Annotated in this window: 16 protein-coding genes; 13 read left to right on the top strand and 3 right to left on the bottom strand. The window is 74.6% G+C overall.

The window, feature by feature from the left end:
- Window positions 1-135: 135 nt before the first annotated feature.
- Genes cobN through cobA form a run of 12 tightly spaced genes read left to right on the top strand, consistent with a single transcriptional unit; the run spans window position 136 to window position 16,186 of the window.
- On the top strand, window positions 136-3,804 hold the full coding sequence (gene cobN, locus B118_RS0102535; RefSeq protein WP_028192322.1) for a cobaltochelatase subunit CobN: 3,669 nt from the start codon (window positions 136-138) through the stop codon (window positions 3,802-3,804).
- Complete coding sequence (locus B118_RS0102530) at window positions 3,801-6,023, top strand: VWA domain-containing protein (RefSeq protein WP_028192321.1); 2,223 nt, start codon at window positions 3,801-3,803, stop codon at window positions 6,021-6,023. The genes cobN and B118_RS0102530 overlap by 4 nt, the downstream gene beginning before the upstream one ends.
- Window positions 6,023-6,634 (top strand): cob(I)yrinic acid a,c-diamide adenosyltransferase, encoded by a 612-nt coding sequence (gene cobO / locus B118_RS0102525; protein ID WP_018810583.1) that lies wholly within the window; start codon window positions 6,023-6,025, stop codon window positions 6,632-6,634. The genes B118_RS0102530 and cobO overlap by 1 nt, the downstream gene beginning before the upstream one ends.
- On the top strand, window positions 6,628-7,986 hold the full coding sequence (locus B118_RS0102520; RefSeq protein WP_018810584.1) for a cobyrinic acid a,c-diamide synthase CobB: 1,359 nt from the start codon (window positions 6,628-6,630) through the stop codon (window positions 7,984-7,986). Before cobO ends, B118_RS0102520 begins: the two co-directional genes overlap by 7 nt.
- Window positions 7,983-8,726: a precorrin-2 C(20)-methyltransferase gene (gene cobI / locus B118_RS0102515; RefSeq protein WP_018219485.1), complete on the top strand. Its 744-nt coding sequence runs from the start codon at window positions 7,983-7,985 to the stop codon at window positions 8,724-8,726. The genes B118_RS0102520 and cobI overlap by 4 nt, the downstream gene beginning before the upstream one ends.
- Window positions 8,723-9,544 (top strand): precorrin-4 C(11)-methyltransferase, encoded by an 822-nt coding sequence (cobM, locus tag B118_RS0102510; protein WP_018810585.1) that lies wholly within the window; start codon window positions 8,723-8,725, stop codon window positions 9,542-9,544. The genes cobI and cobM overlap by 4 nt, the downstream gene beginning before the upstream one ends.
- The gene (locus B118_RS0102505; RefSeq protein ID WP_018219487.1) at window positions 9,544-10,686 is read left to right on the top strand and encodes a cobalt-precorrin-5B (C(1))-methyltransferase; all 1,143 of its coding nucleotides are present in this window, start codon (window positions 9,544-9,546) and stop codon (window positions 10,684-10,686) included. Before cobM ends, B118_RS0102505 begins: the two co-directional genes overlap by 1 nt.
- The gene (locus B118_RS0102500; protein WP_028187877.1) at window positions 10,653-11,972 is read left to right on the top strand and encodes a bifunctional cobalt-precorrin-7 (C(5))-methyltransferase/cobalt-precorrin-6B (C(15))-methyltransferase; all 1,320 of its coding nucleotides are present in this window, start codon (window positions 10,653-10,655) and stop codon (window positions 11,970-11,972) included. Before B118_RS0102505 ends, B118_RS0102500 begins: the two co-directional genes overlap by 34 nt.
- Complete coding sequence (cobJ, locus tag B118_RS0102495) at window positions 11,969-13,702, top strand: precorrin-3B C(17)-methyltransferase (protein ID WP_018810588.1); 1,734 nt, start codon at window positions 11,969-11,971, stop codon at window positions 13,700-13,702. Before B118_RS0102500 ends, cobJ begins: the two co-directional genes overlap by 4 nt.
- Window positions 13,690-13,947 carry a DUF362 domain-containing protein gene (locus B118_RS0102490; RefSeq protein WP_018810589.1) on the top strand — a complete coding sequence of 86 codons (258 nt, stop codon included), beginning with the start codon at window positions 13,690-13,692 and terminating at the stop codon, window positions 13,945-13,947. The genes cobJ and B118_RS0102490 overlap by 13 nt, the downstream gene beginning before the upstream one ends.
- Entirely contained in the window at window positions 13,944-14,534 is a 591-nt protein-coding gene (locus B118_RS0102485) for a precorrin-8X methylmutase (RefSeq protein WP_018810590.1), read from the top strand. Before B118_RS0102490 ends, B118_RS0102485 begins: the two co-directional genes overlap by 4 nt.
- Window positions 14,531-16,186, top strand: coding sequence for a uroporphyrinogen-III C-methyltransferase (cobA, locus tag B118_RS0102480; RefSeq protein WP_028192320.1), 1,656 nt, complete (start codon window positions 14,531-14,533; stop codon window positions 16,184-16,186). Before B118_RS0102485 ends, cobA begins: the two co-directional genes overlap by 4 nt.
- 75 nt (window positions 16,187-16,261) lie before the next feature.
- On the opposite strand, the gene crcB is transcribed toward cobA, so the two are convergent.
- Window positions 16,262-16,621 carry a fluoride efflux transporter CrcB gene (gene crcB / locus B118_RS0102475; protein WP_018219493.1) on the bottom strand — a complete coding sequence of 120 codons (360 nt, stop codon included), beginning with the start codon at window positions 16,619-16,621 and terminating at the stop codon, window positions 16,262-16,264.
- Window positions 16,618-17,133 carry a fluoride efflux transporter FluC gene (locus B118_RS0102470; protein ID WP_028192319.1) on the bottom strand — a complete coding sequence of 172 codons (516 nt, stop codon included), beginning with the start codon at window positions 17,131-17,133 and terminating at the stop codon, window positions 16,618-16,620. The genes crcB and B118_RS0102470 overlap by 4 nt, the downstream gene beginning before the upstream one ends.
- A 155-nt stretch (window positions 17,134-17,288) precedes the next feature.
- Here B118_RS0102470 and paaI point away from each other — a divergent pair, with 155 nt between their 5' ends.
- Complete coding sequence (paaI, locus tag B118_RS0102465; protein ID WP_028192318.1) at window positions 17,289-17,792, top strand: hydroxyphenylacetyl-CoA thioesterase PaaI; 504 nt, start codon at window positions 17,289-17,291, stop codon at window positions 17,790-17,792.
- Between the two features lie 85 nt (window positions 17,793-17,877).
- On the opposite strand, the gene B118_RS0102460 is transcribed toward paaI, so the two are convergent.
- The gene (locus B118_RS0102460; RefSeq protein ID WP_028192317.1) at window positions 17,878-19,227 is read right to left on the bottom strand and encodes a hypothetical protein; all 1,350 of its coding nucleotides are present in this window, start codon (window positions 19,225-19,227) and stop codon (window positions 17,878-17,880) included.
- Window positions 19,228-19,272 lie beyond the last annotated feature (45 nt).

Genomic DNA, 19,272 nt, shown 5'->3' with positions numbered 1-19,272 from the left:
GTTGATCGCTGCCTGACGCGCGCCCCCGTCGGCCACCCAGTCGGGTGGTCCGAGGTGGCGCCCGTGAAGCCGAATCATCTCCCGTCTCGCTGATCGTCCGCCCCTCCGTGCGGGCGTCACTCTCCGGAGTTTGCCGTGCGCATTCTGCTGCTCTCCACTGCCGACACCGACCTGCTCGCCGCGCGGGCCAGCGGGGCCGACTATCGCCTGGCCAACCCGACCCGGGTGGCCGTTGACAGCGTCCCGGAACTGCTCGACGGCGTGGACCTGGCCGTCGTACGCCTGCTCGGTGGCCGGGCCGCTTGGCCGGACGGACTGGCCGCGATCCTCGCCTCGGGCGTGCCGACGGTGGTGCTGGGCGGGGAGAGCGTCCCCGACGCCGAGCTGACCGCCGCCTCCACCGTGCCCTCCGGTGTCACCACCCAAGCCCTGTCCTACCTGGTCGAGGGGGGCCCGGAGAACCTGGCGCAGCTGGCCCGGTTCCTCTCCGACACGGTGCTGCTCACCGGGGAGGGGTTCACGCCCCCCACCCCGACCCCGGCGTACGGGACGCACGGTGCACGGTCGGCCGACCCGGACCGGCCGACCGTCGGGATCGTCTTCTACCGGGCGCACGCGCTCGCCGGCAACACCGCCTTCGTGGACACGCTCGCCGACGCCGTGGAGGCCGCGGGCGGCAACGCGGCGCCGATCTTCTGCGGCTCGCTGCGCGGCCTGACCGCCGGCACGGGCCCACTGGAACTCTTCGCCCGCTGCGACGCGCTGCTGGTCACCGTGCTCGCCGCCGGGGGCACCGTGGCCACCGAGGCGGCCGGCGGTGGCGACGAGGACGCCTGGGACGTGGGTGCGCTCGCCGCCCTCGACCTGCCGGTTATCCAGGCGCTCTGCCTCACCAGTACGCGGGAGCAGTGGGCCGACAGCGACGCCGGATTGTCCCCGTTGGACGCGGCGATGCAGGTGGCGATCCCCGAGTTCGACGGGCGGATCGTCGCCGTGCCGTTCTCGTTCAAACAGCTCGACGCCGACGGGCTGTCGGTCTACGCGCCGGACCCGGAGCGCGCCGCCCGGGTGGCCGGAATCGCCGTCCGGCACGCCCGGCTGCGGCACCTGCCGAACGCCGACAAACGGGTGGCGGTGGTGCTCAGCTCGTACCCGACGAAGCACTCCCGGGTCGGCAACGCCGTCGGCCTGGACACCCCGGCCAGCGCGGTGCGGCTGCTCGCCGCGCTCGCCGCCGCCGGCTACGACCTCGGCGCGACGCCCGTCCCGGACGACGGGGACGCCCTCATCCACGCCCTCATCGCCGCCGGCGGCCACGACGTCGAGTGGCTCACCCCCGAGCAGCTCGGCACCGCCAGCGCGCGGGTACCGCGGGAGACGTATCGGCGGTGGTTCGACCAGGTGCCCGCGCCGCTGCGCGGCGCCATGATCAGCCACTGGGGGGAGCCACCGGGGGAGCTGTACACCGACGGCGGCGACCTCGTCCTGGCCGGCCTCCGGTTCGGCAACGTGGTCCTGCTGATCCAGCCGCCCCGCGGCTTCGGGGAGAACCCGATCGCCATCTACCACGACCCGGACCTGCCCCCGAGTCACCACTACCTGGCCGCGTACCGGTGGCTGGCCGCCCCCGCCGCGGCGGGGGGCTTCGGCGTGGACGCCGTGGTGCACCTGGGCAAGCACGGCACCCTGGAGTGGCTACCGGGCAAGGGCCTCGGGCTGGCCGCCGACTGCGCCCCAGACGCGGTCCTCGGCGACCTGCCGTTGGTGTACCCGTTCATCGTCAACGACCCGGGGGAGGGGACGCAGGCCAAGCGCCGCGCGCACGCGGTCGTCGTCGACCATCTGGTGCCGCCGATGGCCCGCGCCGAGACGTACGGGGACCTGGCGAAGCTGGAGCAGCTACTCGACGAGTACGCCACCGTGCAGGCGCTCGACCCGGCGAAGGTGCCCGTCGTACGGGGACAGATCTGGGAGCTGGTGCGCACCGCGGAGCTGCACCACGACCTGCACCAGTCGGAGATGCCGGCCGCCGACGACTTCGACGACTTCGTGTTGCACCTCGACGGTTACCTCTGCGAGGTCAAGGACGTGCAGATCCGCGACGGCCTGCACGTGCTGGCCGAAGCACCCGCCGGCGAGGCGCGGGTCAACCTGGTGCTCGCCGTGCTGCGCTCCCCACAGGTGTGGGGCGGGACCCGGGCCCTGCCCGGCCTGCGGCAGGCCCTCGCCGCCAGCTACGGCCTGGACGAAACCGTGCTGCTCGCCGCGCCCGGAGCCCGGGTGCGGGTGCCGGCCGCGCTGACCGACGTGGCCGGTGGGCCGGCCGGCACCGCCGCCGACGCCGTCGACCTGATCGAGGGTCTGGCCCGGCGCCTCGCCCTCGGGATGGAGACGCTCGGCTGGCCCCCCGACCGGGCGCCGGAGGTCGTCTCCGAGGTCACCGGCCGGGCGATCCCGGAGGCCGCCGCGGTGCTGCGCTTCGCCGCCACCGAACTGGTGCCGCGGCTGGAGCGCACCACCGACGAGCTGGCGCACACCCTCGCCGCCCTCAACGGGCGGTTCGTGCCCCCCGGCCCGTCCGGATCACCCACCCGGGGCCTGGTCAACGTGCTGCCCACCGGTCGCAACTTCTACTCGGTCGACCCGAAGGCGATCCCCAGCCGCAACGCCTGGGACGTCGGCGTGGCCCTGGCCGACTCGCTGCTGAGCCGGCACCTCGCCGACACCGGGGTGTACCCGCGCTCGGTCGGGCTCACCGTGTGGGGCACCAGCGCCATGCGCACGCAGGGCGACGACATCGCCGAGGTACTCGCGTTGCTCGGCTGTCGACCCACCTGGGACGACCGGTCCCGGCGGGTGACCGGGGTCGAGGTGGTGCCCCTGGCCGAGTTGGGTCGCCCCCGCATCGATGTGACCGTCCGCATCTCCGGCTTCTTCCGGGACGCCTTTCCGCACGTGGTGGCGCTCATGGACGACGCGGTACGACAGGTGGCCGCGCTGGACGAGTCGGCCTCGGACAACCACCTCCGGGCGCACGTGGCCGAGGACCTCGCCGGGCACGGCGACGAGCGCCGGGCCACCGCGCGGATCTTCGGGTCGAAGCCGGGCGCGTACGGGGCCGGGCTGCTTCCGCTGATCGACGCCCGGAACTGGCGCAGCGACGCAGACCTGGCCGAGGTGTACGCGGTGTGGGGCGGCTACGCGTACGGACGGGGGCTGGACGGCCGGGAGGCCCGCACCGACATGGAACGCGCCTTCGCGCGGATCGCCGTGGCGGTGAAGAACCAGGACACCCGGGAGCACGACATCGTCGACTCCGACGACTACTTCCAGTACCACGGCGGGATGGTGGCGATGGTCCGGCACCTCACCGGTGCCGCCCCGGCCGCGTACGTCGGCGACTCGGCGATGCCGCACGACGTGCGGACCCGCACCCTCAGCGAGGAGACCCGCCGGGTGTTCCGGGCCCGGGTGGTCAACCCGAGGTGGGTCGCGGCGATGCGCCGGCACGGCTACAAGGGCGCCTTCGAGCTGGCGGCCACCGTCGACTACCTGTTCGGCTACGACGCCACCGCGGGCGTGGTCGACGACTGGATGTACGAGCGGCTCGCCGAGGCGTACCTGTTCGACGCCGAGACCCGGGAGTTCCTGGAGCGGTCCAACCCGTGGGCGCTGCGGGGCATGACCGAACGGCTGCTGGAGGCCGCCGACCGGGGGCTGTGGGCAAAGCCGGAGCCGAGCACCCTGGACCGCCTCCGGGAGACGTATCTGGCCAGCGAGGGCGATCTGGAGGAGCGCGGATGAGCACGACGAGTGAACCGGGCCTGCGGGTTGCACGGCTGCCGCGGCCGGAGGCGCCCGGGGCGAACTACCCGTTCTCGGCCGTACTCGGCATGGCCGACATGCGCCTGGCGCTGCTGCTGAACGCGGTCAACCCGGCGATCGGCGGGGTGCTGGTGCGGGGCGAGAAGGGCACCGCCAAGTCGACCGCGGTGCGCGCCCTCGCCGCGCTGCTGCCGCCGGTGGTTCGGGTCGCCGACTGCCGGTTCGCCTGCGATCCGCAGACGCCTGATCCCGGCTGCCCGGACGGGCCCCACCCGGCGGTGCCGGCGACCGAACGTCGCCCGGCCGCGTTGGTCGAACTGCCGGTCGGCGCCGCCGAGGACCGGGTGGTCGGCTCGCTCGACCTGGAGCGGGTAATCGCCGACGGAGTCCGCGCCTACGAGCCCGGCCTGCTCGCCGCCGCCCACCGGGGGGTGCTCTATGTCGACGAGGTGAACCTGCTCCACGACCATCTGGTCGACCTGCTGTTGGACGCCGCCGCGATGGGGCGCTGCCACGTTGAGCGGGAGGGCGTGTCGGTCCGCCACGCGGCCCGGTTCCTGCTGGTCGGCACGATGAACCCGGAGGAGGGGGAGCTGCGTCCGCAATTCCTCGACCGGTTCGGGCTGACCGTCGAGGTGACGGCCAGCCGCGACCCGGCCGTACGGGTGGAGGTGGTGCGTCGCCGGCTCGATGCCGACGCGGACCCCGCCGGCTTCGCCGCCCGCTGGGCGGGGGAGGACGCGGCGGTCGCCGGGCGGGTGGCCGAGGCCCGCGCCCGGCTGGACCGGGTGGTGTTGACCGACGCGGCCCTGCGGCAGATCGCCGAGGTCTGCGCGGCGTTCGACGTGGACGGGATGCGGGCCGACATCGTCATCGCCCGGACCGCCGTGGCGCACGCCGCCTGGCAGCGTCGGGACCGGGTGAGCGCGGAGGACGTTCGGGTGGCTGCCCGCCTCGCCCTGCCGCACCGCCGCCGCCGGGATCCGTTCGACCCGCCGGGACTGGACGAACAACGCCTGGACGAGGCGCTGAACCGGGCGCAGGAGGAGCATCCCGACGACCCGGACGACAGCACCGGTCCGGGCCGTGATCCGGGGGATGACGCCGGTCCCGACGGCGGTCCGGGGGGCGGCACCACACCGGACGGCGGTCCGGGCGGGGGCACCGGTCCCGGTGGTGCGGGCGACCCGGCCGGCGACACCGGGACCGAGCCGGACACCGGCTCCACGGCGGGCATCCACCCCGATGGCGGCACCGGCTCCGCGGCTGAGCCGTCCGATCCGGACCGACCCGCGGTCCCCGAGGACGGTGCGTCCCCGTCCGCGCATCCGAGCCGGGACGCGCACCCGGGCGGGGTCCCGCACCCGGTGGCCGCCCCGCAGCTCGGGCTCCGGGCGCGGTTGTTCACCGTGCCGGGCATCAGCGAGGGGGTGCCGGGCCGGCGGTCGCGGGCGCGGACCGGGCGCGGTCGCACCACCGGCGCCCGGGTGCCGGCCGGCCGCCTCGGCGCGCTGCACCTGCCGGCGACGATCCGGACCGCCGCCGGGCACCAGGTCGCCCGGGGACGGGCCGGTGGACCGCTGCGGATCCACCCGGCTGACGTACGGGAGGCCGTTCGGGAGGGGCGGGCGGGCAACCTGGTGCTCTTCGTGGTGGACGCCAGCGGTTCGATGGGTGCCCGGCAGCGGATGAGTGCCGTCAAGGGCGCGGTGCTCGCCCTGCTCACCGACGCCTACCAGCGCCGCGACAAGGTGGCGGTGGTCGCCTTCCGCGGTGCTGGCGCGCAGGTCCTGCTGCCGGCCACCGCCTCGGTGCTCGCCGCCTCCACCCGGCTGGCCGAGCTGCCCACCGGTGGGCGTACCCCGCTCGCGGAGGGCCTGCTCGCCGCCGCCGAGCTGCTGCGGGTGGAGCGCCTGCGGGATCCCCGCCGGCAACCGTTGACCCTGGTCCTGACCGATGGTCGGGCCACCGCCGGCGCCGACCCGTTGCCCCGCGCGGCGCGGGCGGCGGCGGTGCTGCGCGCGACCGGCGCCCCCTGTGTCGTCGTGGACTGCGAGTCCGGCCCCGTCCGACTCGCCCTGGCCCGCCGCCTGGCCACCCAGCTGGCCGCCGCCCACCACCCCCTGCCCACCGTGACGACCGCCCCGTTGGCGGCGTTGGCGACCGCCGGCTTCGCCGCGGAGCGGAGCGTGCGCTGATGCCGCAGGGCAAACCGACGCAGGTGCCGGCCGACGGGCTCACGACCCGGCAGCGGCGGAACCGCCCGTTGCTGATCGTCCACACCGGATCGATGAAGGGGAAGTCCACCGCCGCCTTCGGCCTCGCGCTGCGGGCCTGGACCGCGGGACTGCCGATCGGGGTGTTCCAGTTCGTCAAGAGCGCCAAGTGGCGGGTGGGCGAGGAGAGCGCGTTCCGCGCCCTCGGCGAGGTACACGAGCAGACCGGCCAGGGTGCCCCGGTGAGCTGGCACAAGATGGGTGAGGGCTGGTCCTGGATCCAGCGCGACGGTACGGCCGACCACGCCGCCGACGCCCGCGAGGGGTGGCGGCAGATCCAGCGCGACCTGACCGCCCAGCGGTACGGCCTCTACGTGCTCGACGAGTTCACCTACCCGATGAAGTGGGGCTGGGTGGACGTCGCCGAGGTGGTCGACACCCTCACCACCCGACCCGGCTTTCAGCACGTCGTCATCACCGGTCGGGACGCCGACCCGCGCCTGGTGGCCGCCGCCGACCTGGTTGCCGAGCTGACCAAGGTGAAGCATCCGATGGACGCCGGCCAGAAGGGCCAGAAGGGCATCGAATGGTGAACGCCCCCTGGTCCCTGCCGCGGGTGGTGGTCGCCGCACCGGCCAGCGGCCACGGCAAGACCACGATCGCCACCGGGCTGCTCGCCGCGCTGCGTCGTCGGGGCCACCTGGTCAGTCCACACAAGGTCGGCCCGGACTACATCGACCCCGGCTACCACGCCCTCGCCGCCGGCCGGCCCGGCCGCAACCTCGACCCGTGGCTGGTGGGGGAGGAGCGGATCGCCGGTCTGCTGCGGCACGGCGCGGCCGTGCCCCGCCCCGCCGACATCGCGGTGATCGAGGGGGTGATGGGGCTGCACGACGGCGCCGTCGGCCGCCGCGGGTACGCCTCCACCGCCCACGTCGCCCGGCTCGTCGCCGCGCCCGTGCTGCTGGTGCTCGACACCACCGCCCAGGGGCGCAGCGCCGCCGCCCTGGCCCTCGGAATGAGCGCCTTCGACCCGGCGGTGCGAATCGGCGGGGTGGTGCTCAACCGGGTCGGCTCGCCCCGGCACGAGTCGCTGCTGCGCGAGGCCCTGGCCGAGGTCGGCGTACCGGTGCTGGGCGCGGTCACCCGGGCCGCCGAGGTCGCCGCCCCCGCCCGTCACCTGGGCCTGGTGCCGGTCGCGGAGCGGGCCGCCGAGTCGATCGCCGTGGTTGACGCGTTGGCCGACCTGGTGGCAGCCACCGTGGACCTCGACGCGGTGCTGGAGTTGGCCCGCAGCGCCCCGCCACTGACCGCGTTGCCCTGGGACCCGGCCGCCGCCGTCGGCGGCCCGGCCGGGCCCGACCGGCCGGTGGTCGCCGTCGCCGGTGGCCCGGCCTTCACCTTCGGCTACGCCGAGACGACCGAGCTGCTCACGGCCGCCGGCGCCACCGTTGTGCCGTTCGATCCGCTGCGCGACGAGGCGCTGCCCGCCGGTACCCGGGCCGTGGTCGTCGGCGGCGGCTTTCCCGAGGTGTACGTGGAGGCGCTTGCCGCCAACACCGGGCTGCGCGCCGATCTGGCCGCCTTCGACGGGCCGGTGGTGGCCGAGTGCGCGGGTCTGCTCTACCTGGGACGCGAACTGGACGGGGTGCCGATGTGCGGCCGACTCGACCTGACGGCTCGAATGACCGGACGGCTCACCCTCGGCTACCGGGCGGCCGTCGCCGCCGCCGACTCGGTGCCGCACGCCGCCGGGGACCTGGTCCGCGGGCACGAGTTCCACCGCACCGGCACCGATCCCGGTCACGGTGAGCAGCCGGCGTGGCGCTGGGACGGGGCCGCGCACGGCTTCGTCGCCGGCCGGATCCACGCCTCGTACCTGCACACCCACTGGGCCGGGCAGCCCCGAGCGGCCCAGCGGCTGGTAGCGGCGGCGACTCGATGACCGTGACGCTGACCGGGGTCGGGGTGGGCCCCGGCGACCCGGAGCTACTCACCGTGCGCGCGGTACGGGTGCTGCGTGAGGCTGACGTGGTCTTCGTACCCGTGCTGGACCGGCCGGCGGGCGCCGCGGCCCCCGGCCGGGCCGAGACCACGATCGCCCCGTACCTACCGCCGGAGCGGCTGCGCCGGCTGCCGTTCGCCCTGGACGACCGGGGCGGGGTGACCCGACGGCGAGAGAGCGCGTGGAACGCCGCCGCGCAGGCGGTCGCCACCGCGGTGGACGACGGGGCCCGAGCTCTGGCCTTCGCCACCATCGGCGACCCCAACGTCTACTCCACCTTCGGCTATCTCGCGCAGACCCTCCGCGAGCTGCGGCCGGCGGTCGCCGTGCACACCGTCCCCGGGATCACGGCCATGCAGGAGCTCGCCGCCAGAAGCGGAGTTCCACTCTGCGAGGGGCGAGAGCCGCTGACCCTGCTGCCGGCCACCGCCGGGCTGGCGCTCTTCGCCGACGCGGTCGCCGGGCCGGGCACGGTCGTCGCCTACAAGGGGTGGCGGCGGCACCCGGAGTTGCTGGCCGAACTCCGCCGGCAGGGTCGACTCACCGAGGCGGTGCTGGGTAGCGGGCTGGGCTTGGCCGGCGACCGCGTCGGTCCGGCCGCCGAGGCGGGCGACGACCCGCCGTACCTGTCGACACTGCTGGTCCCGGCCCGCCGGGACCGCCGAGGGGGGAAACTGTGAGCGGCACCGTCTGGTTCGTGGGTGCGGGACCCGGCGCGGCGGATCTGTTGACCCTGCGCGCGGCTCGGGTGATCGCCGCCGCCGATGTGGTGGTCTGGGCGGCCAGTTTGGTCCACGCCGACGTGCTGGCCCACGCCCGACCGGACGCCGAGATCGTCGACTCGTCGCGATTGCCGATGGAGGGGGTGCTGCCCCTGTATCGGCGGGCCGCCGCCGACGGGTTGACCGTGGCCCGGATCCACTCGGGCGACCCTTCGCTGTGGGGCGCGGTGCAGGAGCAGCTCGACCTGTGCCGGGCGCTCGGGCTGGCCGTGGAGATCGTGCCGGGGGTCTCCGCGTTTTCCGCGGTCGCCGCCCGGATCGGGCGGGAGCTGACCGTACCCGAGGTCGCGCAGTCGGTCATCCTCACCCGCCTGGAGGGTGGGAAGACGCCGATGCCGCCGGGGGAGCGGGTCCGCGAGTTCGCCCGGCACGGCACCACCATGGCGTTGTTCCTCTCCGCGGCCCGCTCCGGCCAGGTGCAGGCCGAGCTGCTCGCCGGGGGGTATTCGGCCGACACCCCGGCGGTCGTGGCGTATCAGGCGACCTGGCCGGACGAGCTGGTGGCGCACTGCACCGTCGGCACCCTAGCGGCGACGGTCAGGGAACACCGGCTCTGGAAGCACACCCTCATCCTGGTCGGGCCGGCGCTGGCGGCCGCCGGTACCCGTTCGCATCTCTACCATCCGGGGCACTTCCACGGTCACCGGCGGGCGGAGCCGGCCGCGCGGGCCGCCCTTCGCCGGGAGGTCACCGCTCGGGCGGACCGGCCGACCTGATGGCGTACGACCTGCCGCCCCTGCGCGAGCCGGACCTGCCGCGTACCGCGAAGGTCCGGCCCGTGGCGCTGCGCACCGGCTGGACCACCGGCGCCTGCGCGACAGCCGCGACGAAGGCCGCGCTGACCGCCCTGGTCACCGGGGTGTCACCGGAGGAGGTCGAGATCGGACTGCCGGCCGGGCGGCGGGTGTGCTTCCCGGTGGCCCGCTGCGACCGTACGGCTGGCGGCGCCGAGGCGGTGGTGGTCAAGGACGCCGGCGACGACCCGGACGTCACCCACGGCGCCGAGCTGACCGCCACGGTCGGCTGGCGGCAGGTTCCCGGACTGACCCTGGCGGGTGGGCCCGGGGTGGGTACGGTGACCAAGCCGGGGCTGGGACTGCCGGTCGGCGGGCCGGCGATCAACGACACCCCGCGCCAGATGATCGGCGCGGCGGTCGCCGAGTTGGTCGACCTGGCCGTCCTCGGCGTCCGGGTGGTGATCAGCGTCCCGCGCGGCGAGATCATGGCCCGGAAGACCACGAACCGCCGGCTCGGGATCCTCGGCGGCATCTCGATCCTCGGCACGACCGGCGTGGTCAGGCCCTTCTCCACCGCGTCCTGGCGGGCCAGCGTCGTGCAGGCCGTACAGGTGGCGGCTGCGCAGGGAGAGTCGACGGTGGTGCTGTGCACGGGTGGGCGGACCGAGCGGGCCGCCCGGGAGCTGCTGCCGGAGCTGCCCGAGGTGTGCTTCGTGGAGGTGGGTGACTTCACCGGTGCGGCGGTCACCGCCGCCGTTACCCACGGACTGTCCGGGGTGGCCTTCGTCGGGATGGCCGGCAAGCTGGCCAAGCTCGCCGCCGGGGTGCTGATGACCCACTACACCCGCTCCAGGGTGGACCTGTCGCTTCTCGGCGCGGTGACGGTCGAGGCGGGCGGCACCGCTGAGTTGGCCGCCGCCGTCACCGCCGCCAACACCGGCCGGCACGCGTACGAGTTGTGGGAGGCCGCCGGCCTGCTCGGCCCCGCCGGTGACCTGCTCTGCCATCGGGTCGGCGCGGTGCTGCGACGCTTCGCCGGGGACGCCCTCGCCGTTGACGTGGCGATGGTGGACTTCGCCGGGCGGCGATGCGTGGCCGCCAGCGGGCGGTGGGCCCGGTGACCGGTACGCCGGGTGTGGGTCGGCGGGACACCGGTGTTGCGGGCCCCGGCACCTCCGTCGTCGGTGGTGCCGGTGTCGGGGCGACGGTGGTGACGGTGGCCGGTGTGGACGCCGCCGGTAACCCGGCGCACCCGGCCCTCGCCGCCGAGCTGGCGCGGGCGGGGCTCGTGGTCGGTGCCGCCCGGCACCTGGCGGCCGTGCCGGTGCCGGCCGGCGCGGAGACGGTCGTGCTCGGTCCGTTGCCGCCGGCCCTGGAACGGCTTACCACCGCGGTTGCCACCGGCACCCCGGCCGTCGTCCTCGCCAGCGGTGATCCGGGCTGCTTCGGGATCGTGCGCCGGCTGCGGGCGGCCGGGCTGCCGGTGCGGGTGTTACCGGCGGTGTCCAGCGTCGCCGCCGCGTTCGCCCGGGCCGGGCTCTCCTGGGACGGCGCGGCCGTGGTCAGCGCCCATGGCCGGGATGCCCGAGCGGCGCTCAACGCCTGCCGGGCGCTGCCCCGGGTCGCGGTGCTCACCGCGCCGGGTGCGGGGGCCGCGGAACTCGGTGCCGGCCTGGTGGGCTGGTCACGTCGGCTGGTGGTGGCCGAGCACCTCGGCACCGACGCCGAACGGATCACCTGGACGACCCCGGCGGAGGCGGCGGCTGGCAGCTGGACTGATCCGCATGTGCTGCTGAGCCTCGGTCCCGGGCCGGGCGGAGTGGCCCGGGTGGACAACCAACCGGCCGCTGCCCCGGCCGCTGGGTGGGCGCTGCCCGAGGGGGCGTACCGGCACCGCGCTTCGATGATCACCAAGGCGGAGGTGCGGGCGCTGGTCGTGGCCGGGCTGCGGCCCCGGCTCGGCCGGCTGGTGTGGGACGTGGGTGCCGGCAGCGGCTCGGTGGGCATCGAGTGTGCCCTGCTCGGCGCGGCGGTCGTCGCGGTGGAACGGGACCCGGCCGCCGTGGACCTGGTTCACGACAACGCTGCTCGGCACGGTGTGGACGTACGGGTGGTCCACGGTGCCGCCCCGGACGTCCTGGCCGGGCTCCCCGACGCCGACGCGGCCTTCGTCGGCGGGGGCGGCACCGGGGTGCTCGCCGCGGTGACGGCCCGCCGCCCGGCGCGGGTACTCGTCGCGCTCGCCGCGTTGGACCGGGTCGCCCCGGCCCGGGACGTGCTGCGAGCCGCCGGCTACACGGTCAACGGTGTCCAACTCTCCGCCGCTCGCCTCGCCGACCTGCCCGGCGGGTCGATCCGTCTCGCGGCCACCAATCCGGTGGTCGTCCTCACCGGGGAGTTTCTGTGAAGCACGTCGAATGCACCGAGGCACGGTCGGGCCGGATCGGGCTGGTCGCGGTCACCGCGGCGGGGCGCCGGCACGCCCGGGTCCTCGCCGATGCCTGGCCGCACGCCCGGCTGCTGGAGGCGGAGAGCGCCGCCGCCGGACTCCGGGCCGCCTGGTCGGAGTGCGACCAGATCGTCGCGTTCCTGGCCACCGGCGCGGTGGTCCGCCTCTTGGCGCCGCTGCTCGACGACAAGCGCCGCGATCCGGCGGTGGTGACAGTGGACGAGGCGGCCCGGCACGCGGTGGCCCTGCTCGGTGGGCACGCCGGCGGCGCCAACGCCCTCGCGGCCGAGGTCGGGGCGCTACTCGACGCGGCGCCGGTGGTCACCACCGCCACCGACGCGGTCGACCTGCCTGGCCTGGACACCCTGGGCTGGCCGGTCGAGGGGGCGATCGCCGCGGTGAGCCGGGCGATCCTGGACGGCGAGCCGGTCACGGTGGTCGCCGACGCGCCCTGGCCACTGCCGGCACTGCCAACCAACGTCCAGGTCGCCCCGGCCGGCCCCGCCGGCGCTCCCGCGGTGGGCTATCGGGTGCTGGTCACCGACCGGATCGTGCCCCTGGATGGGCGGACCGCCGTGCTCCGGCCCCCCTCCCTGGTCGCCGGGGTCGGGGCGAGCCGCGGCGTGCCCGCCGCCGAGGTGCGTGCCCTGCTGGATCGGGTGCTCGCCGCCGCGGGCCTCAGCGCGGCGAGCCTGCGCGGTCTGGCCAGCGCCGACATCAAGGCCGATGAGGACGGTATCCGCACCACCGCCGACGCGCTGCGGATACCCCTGAGGACCTGGTCCGCCGCGGAGCTGGCGGCGGTGGCGGTGCCCAACCCCAGCGAGGTGGTTCGCGCCGCAGTCGGCACGCCGAGCGTCGCGGAGGCCGCGGCGTTGCTCGGCGGGGACGCCGAACTGCTGGTGCCGAAGACCGCGACCGCGATGGCGACCGTCGCCGTCGCCCGGCATGCGCCGCGTGGCCGGCTCGCCCTGGTCGGCCTCGGACCCGGTGCGGCCGAACTGCGTACCCCCCGGGCGGTGACCGAGCTACGGCGGTCCGCCGTCGTGGTCGGTTTGGACCAGTACCTGGATCAGATCCGCGACCTGTTGCGCCCGGGGACCCGGGTGCTCGCCAGCGGGCTCGGCGCCGAGGAGGAGCGGGCCCGGTCCGCCGTCGCCGAGGCCACCGCCGGCCAGGCCGTCGCCCTGGTCGGATCCGGCGACGCCGGGGTGTACGCGATGGCGAGCCCTGCCCTGGAGTACGCCGACGAGCGGGTCGATGTGGTCGGCGTGCCCGGGGTGACCGCCGCCCTCGCGGCGGCGGCCCTGCTCGGGGCGCCGCTGGGGCACGACCACGCCTACCTGAGCCTCTCCGACCTGCACACCCCGTGGGAGGTCATCGCCCGTCGGGTGACCGCCGCGGCGCAGGGGGACTTCGTCGCGGTGCTCTACAACCCGCGTAGCCGGAACCGGGACTGGCAGTTGCCGGCGGCGCTGCGGCTCCTCGCGGAGCACCGACCGCCGGACACACCCGTCGGGGTGGTGCGGAACGCCAGCCGAGCTGGGCAGCGGGTGCATCTGGCCACCCTGGAGACTCTCGATCCGGCGATCGTCGACATGTACAGCGTCGTGGTCGTGGGCAGTAGCCAGACGCGCCGGGTTGCCGGCCGGATGGTCACCCCGCGGGGCTACCGGTGGCGGACGTGACCGGCCCCGCACCGGTATTCGTTGACGCCTGTCAGGGCTGCGGTGCCTGCCTGCTGACCTGCCCCACGCACGCCATCCGGCCGGTGCCCGGCGGCCTCGTGATCCGGGCCGACCGTTGCACTGGCTGCCTGGAATGTCTGGAGATCTGCCCGGTCGGCGCCATCCGCACCGCCGGCCCGCGACCCCTGGAGGAGCCGATGGTCATCACCCCGGTCAACCCCGCACCTGCGCGGGCGGACGGATGAGCCGGCCGGTGCATCCGATCGAGGTCGAGTCGTATCGGATTCTGCGGGAGCGGGTTGACCTTCGGCACCTGTCGCCGTTGACCCGCGCGGTCACCGAGCGGGTGGTACACGCCAGCGCGGACCTGAGCTACGTGACGGATCTGGTCTGTGACGAGACCGCGCTGGCCGGTGGGCTGGCCGCACTCCGGTCCGGCGCCCCGATCGTGGCCGATGTGGCGATGGTTGCCGCCGGGATCACCGGCCGGGCGACGGTCTGCCCGGTTGCCGAGGCGGGCACCGCCGCGCTGGCCCGGCGGGCCGGGATCACCCGCTCGGCCGCCGCGGTGCGGATCGCGCTGGGCCGGGTGGGGCCCGGTGCGGTGTGGGTGGTCGGCTGCGCGCCCACCGCGCTGACCGAACTGCTCGCCCTGGACGCTCGGCCGGCCCTGGTGGTCGGCCTGCCGGTGGGCTTCGTCGGGGCCGCGGAGTCGAAGGCCGCGCTCCGGATCAGCGGTCTGCCGGGCATTTCGAACCGGGGCGAGAAGGGCGGGTCGGCGGTGGCCGCCGCCGCCCTCAACGCCCTGCTCTATGTGGAGGGGGAAGAGTGACCGCACTGGTCATCGTCGGGCACGGCACCCGTAGCGCCGAGGGGGTGGCGCAGTTCGCCGCGCTGGTCGAACGGGTCCGCACCCGGGCCGGCGCCACGGTCGGAGACGTCGAGGGTGGCTTCATCGAGTTGTCCCGTCCGCCCCTGACCGATGCGGTCGGCGCGCTCGCCGGCCGGGGGCACCGGGCACTGGTGGCGCTACCGCTGGTGTTGACCGCGGCCGGGCACGGCAAGGGCGACATCCCGGCGGCGCTGGCTCGGGAACAGCAGCGCCACCCCGGCCTGCGTTACGCCTACGGCCGACCGCTTGGCCCGCACCCGTTGCTGCACACCGCTCTCCAGGAGCGGATTGACGCCGCGCTGGCCGGCGCGGAGCGGGCCGATACCTGGGTGGCGTTGATCGGGCGTGGCTCCACCGACCCGGACGCGAACGCCGAGGTCGCCAAGGTGGCCCGGTTGTTGTGGGAGGGCCGGGGCTACGCGGGCGTTGAGCCGGGCTTCATCTCGCTCGCCGAGCCGTCCGTGCCGGCGGTCCTGGATCGGCTGCGCCGGCTGGGAGCGCGGCGGATCGTCGTCGCTCCGTACTTCCTGTTCGCCGGGGTGCTACCGGATCGCATTCGGGCCCAGTCCCGGGAGTACGCCGCCGCGCATCCGGGGCTGGACCTGCGGGTGGCGGACCTGATCGGTGACTGCGACGCCCTCGCCGAGCTGGTGCTGGAACGCCACGCCGAGGCGGTGCGGGGCGACATCCGGATGAACTGCGACACCTGTGCGTACCGGGTGTCGATGCCGGGCTTCGTCGACAAGGTGGGTCGGCCGCAGACCCCGCACGACCACCCGGACGACCCGGTGGGCGGGCAGAAGCACCAGCACCAGCACCAGCACCCCGAGCCCGTGCTGCGGCCGGGTGCGGTGGCGATCGTTGGCGGCGGACCGGGCCCAGCAGACCTGATCACCGTCCGGGGTCGGGCGTTGCTGGCGGCCGCCGACGTGGTGGTGGTGGATCGACTCGCCCCGCAGGATCTGCTCGCCGGACTACGCCCGGGGGTGCAGGTGGTGGACGCGGCGAAGTCACCCCGGGGGCCGTCCGTCGGGCAGGACGCCATCAACACGACACTGGTCCGGCACGCCCGCGCCGGGCGGCGGGTGGTCCGGCTCAAGGGCGGCGACCCGTACGTCTTCGGACGCGGGCACGAGGAGGTGTTGGCCTGCGCGGCGGCCGGGGTCCCGGTGACCGTGGTGCCGGGGGTGACCAGCGCGGTGGCCGCGGCGGCCCTGGCCGGGGTGCCGGTCACCCATCGCGGGACGGCGCACGAGTTCACGGTCGTCTCCGGGCACCTACCACCGGGGCATCCGGACTCGCTGGTTGACTGGGCGGCGCTGGGCCAGGCCCGGGGCACCCTGGTGGTGCTGATGGGGGTGGAGACGATCAGCGCCGTAGCCGTGGCGCTGATCGCGCACGGGCGTGCCCCGGACACCCCCGCCCTCGTCGTTCAGGACGCCGGCCACCCGGGGCAGCGTTCGTTGCCGGCGCGCCTGGACGAGATCGCCGTGGTGGCGGCTCGGGCGGGCGTGGGTCCTCCGGCGGTCTTCGTGGTCGGCCCGGTCGCGGCGTTCGCCGCGGAGCCCGTTCTGGCCACGTCGGGCCAGTGAGCTGACTCCCAGCTGCCGTCTGCCGCGCAGGTGACCCACTGCGGTGGTGGGGAGCGCGGCGGGCCCGGCTCACGGTCAGGTCAGGGCGGTCGCCGTGAGGTGGCCGAGCGCCGCCGCGGCCACCGCGGCGGCGACGCCGAGTAACGCGTTGGCCGCCGCCGAACGGAACCGACCGGCGGTGGCCAGGCGCAGGGTCTCGTAGCTGGCCGTCGAGTACGTGGTGAGGGCGCCGCAGAGCCCGGTGCCGAGCAGTACGCCGGCCGCCGGCGAAAGCGGGAGTCCCAGCAGGAACCCGAGCAGCAGCGAGCCGGCCACGTTGACAGTGAACGTGCCCCAGGGGAAGCGGGCACCGAAGCGGTCCTGTACCGCTCGGTCGGCGAGGTAGCGCAGCGGCGCCCCGACGGCCGCGCCGAGCGCGACGAGCAGCGCGGTCATCCGCGCACCGCCGGCTGTCCCGCCCCGGTCCCGCCGACCGACGGCGTGAGCCGGTCGGTGGCCGTGTACCCGACCCAGACGGCGAGCAGCGCACCGGCCAGGGTCGCCGCGAGGTAGGCCAGGGCGGTCGTCGCCGCGCCGTCGGCGGCCAGCTGCCGCGCCTCCACGGCGTGGGTGGCGAAGGTGGTGTAGCCGCCGAGCACCCCGACCCCGAGAAACGGTCGGGCCAGCACCGGTGGGTTGGTCCGCTTGGCGAGCACCGCCATCAGCACGCCGATCAGCAGACATCCGCTCAGGTTGACCGCGAACGTCGGCCACGGGAAGCCGGCGGGATCGTGCGGTAGCGCAGCCGAGAGGCCGGCGCGGGCCAGCGCGCCCAGCACACCGCCGGCGGAGACGGCGGCGAGCACCGCGGCCGGGCGGGCGGGCAGCTCGGCTCGATCGGCGGGCACGGCCAGGTCGACATCGGGGTCGACGCGTCGCCGCTCCGGTCCGGACACCCGTTCCCCCATCCACCCCGCCGTTGACCGAGCCCACCCTAACGGCGGGGCGGCACGGCCACGCGGTAGCGGGGTACGGCCGGGCGTCGGTGGTGCCGGATCCGCGGCCGTGCCGTACGGTGGCAAGATCGTCGAAGTGTTCGTTCGGCGCAGTGAGGAGAGCGGCGATGTCGGATCGTCCGCCCCACCCGGACTGGGGGGAGCCGACCGGACGGGAGAGCGCGACGGTGCCGGAGCCGGACGGTTCCGGTCACCGGTCGGCTCCGGACCCGCAGCGGTGCAACGCCGCGTACGACATGTTCGCTGCCGATGTCGCCTCGCGTACGCTCGGTATCGAGCTGGTTGAGGCGGCGGCGGGGGCGGCGGTGGCCCGGATGCGGGTGACCGGGGCGATGGTCAACGGTCACGGCATCGCCCACGGCGGCTATCTGTTCCTGCTCGCCGACACCGCGTTCGCGTTGGCCGGTAACAGTCACGGACCGGTGACAGTAGCGGCCGGCGGTGACATCATCTTCGTCCGACCGGCGCGCGAGGGGGATCTGCTGCTTGCCCACGCCGTCGAACGCCTCCGCTACGGGCGCAGCGGGATCTACGACGTCACCGTCACCCGAACCGACGGTGCGGTGATCGCCGAGTTTCGTGGTCGTAGCCGAGTCCTGAACGGGGACTGAGTCGGTTCGGTACGAGCTGAGGGGTTCCGCCCCACCGGCAGGCGGCGGGAGCGAAACCCCTCGGGTCCGAGGTGCTCGGATGCTGTTATCCGGCGCAGTCAGGCACGTCGCCGGAGCAGTTGTTCGGCCGGTTCTTGGCCACCACGGTGCCGGTGGCGGTGTTGAGGTTCACCGTGCCGCCGGCTTCGTTGAAGATCCCGCCGCCGTCCTCGGCGGAGATGTTCTTGATGACCTTGGTGGTGAACAGGCTGATGGTGCCGTCGCTGTCGTTGAAGATTCCGCCACCCGCCTCGTCCGCAAGATTGCTGACGATTTCGTTCTTGCGCAGCACGACCTGGCCGTCGTTGTGTATTCCGCCACCCTCCCCAAGGGAGATGTTGTTCTTGATCAGAGTCTTTTCGGCCACCAGCGTGGAATCGGAGAAGATGGCTACTCCCGCGCCCTCGAAGGAGGTGTTCTTCACGATCTTCACCTGCTGTAGCGTGGCTTGCGCCTCGCCGAGGACGATTCCGCCACCGTCATCGGCGCCGGAGTTGCCGACGACTTCCGAGTGGGTGAGCCGGAGGATCCCGGAGTCGATGCTCAGTCCGCCGGCAATTTCCGCCATGTTGTCGTTCACCACGCTCTTGTGCACCAGCGCGGTGCCATCCTCGCCTACGTCAATGCCGCCACCGACATCCCCGGCGGCGTTGAGGTTGATCTCTGTTTCGGCCACCCTGAGGTGGCCGTTGCTCTGGATGCCACCACCCTCCTGGGCTCGATTGAGGGTGAATGTGGAGCCCTTGACCCTGGTGGTGCCGTTGTTGGCGATGCCGCCGCCGTTGTCCTCGGCGATGTTGCGGGTGATGGTGCTGTGTTTGACGGTCAACTCTCCGCCCTGGTTGACGAGGACGCCCCCGCCGTCCTCCTCGGCCACACCGCCAGTGATCTTCAGTTTGTTGAGGGTGAGGTTGCCGCCGGTGTCGACGCTGAGGATTCTGAATTGATCGGCGGCGGTGGAGCGTTCGATGGTGGTGTGCTTGCTGCCGTTGAGGGTGATTGGGGTGGTGATCACGGGAAGGCCGTTGCCTTCGATGTTGGTGGTGAGCAGGTAGGTGCAGTCCTTGGCGAGGTCGAGGACGCCGCCGCCACGGGCGTTGGCGAGGGTGATCGCGGCGATGAGTTTGTCCGCGCTGCAGGGGACGGGGGTGCCCTTGGCTTTCTCCTCCTTGCCCGCCCTGCCGTCGCTCTTGCCCGCCCCGCGATGCCCGTCGGCGGAGGGGCGGTCGTCGGCGGGGAGGGTGCGCCCGATGGCGGCGGCGGCCGGGGTGGCGGCGGCGGCGGTCAAAGCCAGGCCCGCTACCCCGGCCAGCCCGAGGGTCCACCATCGCCCCCTCGTCCGGCCCTCACCTGGTGGGTTCGGTTCGTGGTCGTGGTCGTGGTGCGGATGGTTCATCGCGGTCTCGGTGTCCTTCCCGTCGCGGACAAGCAGCAGGTCACC

It is taken from the genome of Salinispora pacifica CNR114, from assembly GCF_000514775.1.
GTDB lineage: Bacteria > Actinomycetota > Actinomycetes > Mycobacteriales > Micromonosporaceae > Micromonospora > Micromonospora pacifica.
The sequence above is the reverse complement of the archived record's forward strand: the minus strand, read 5'-3'. Positions and strand labels throughout refer to the sequence as shown.

Excerpts from the sequence above, each read along its gene's own strand:
- B118_RS0102530 (WP_028192321.1), top strand. The coding sequence starts at position 3,801 with ATGAGCACGACGAGTGAACCGGGCCTGCGGGTTGCACGGCTGCCGCGG.
- cobO (WP_018810583.1), top strand. The coding sequence starts at position 6,023 with ATGCCGCAGGGCAAACCGACGCAGGTGCCGGCCGACGGGCTCACGACC.
- B118_RS0102520 (WP_018810584.1), top strand. The coding sequence starts at position 6,628 with ATGGTGAACGCCCCCTGGTCCCTGCCGCGGGTGGTGGTCGCCGCACCG.
- cobI (WP_018219485.1), top strand. The coding sequence starts at position 7,983 with ATGACCGTGACGCTGACCGGGGTCGGGGTGGGCCCCGGCGACCCGGAG.
- B118_RS0102505 (WP_018219487.1), top strand. The coding sequence starts at position 9,544 with ATGGCGTACGACCTGCCGCCCCTGCGCGAGCCGGACCTGCCGCGTACC.
- B118_RS0102500 (WP_028187877.1), top strand. The coding sequence starts at position 10,653 with ATGCGTGGCCGCCAGCGGGCGGTGGGCCCGGTGACCGGTACGCCGGGT.
- B118_RS0102485 (WP_018810590.1), top strand. The coding sequence starts at position 13,944 with ATGAGCCGGCCGGTGCATCCGATCGAGGTCGAGTCGTATCGGATTCTG.
- crcB (WP_018219493.1), bottom strand. The coding sequence starts at position 16,621 with ATGACCGCGCTGCTCGTCGCGCTCGGCGCGGCCGTCGGGGCGCCGCTG.
- B118_RS0102470 (WP_028192319.1), bottom strand. The coding sequence starts at position 17,133 with ATGGGGGAACGGGTGTCCGGACCGGAGCGGCGACGCGTCGACCCCGAT.
- paaI (WP_028192318.1), top strand. The coding sequence starts at position 17,289 with ATGTCGGATCGTCCGCCCCACCCGGACTGGGGGGAGCCGACCGGACGG.
- B118_RS0102460 (WP_028192317.1), bottom strand. The coding sequence starts at position 19,227 with ATGAACCATCCGCACCACGACCACGACCACGAACCGAACCCACCAGGT.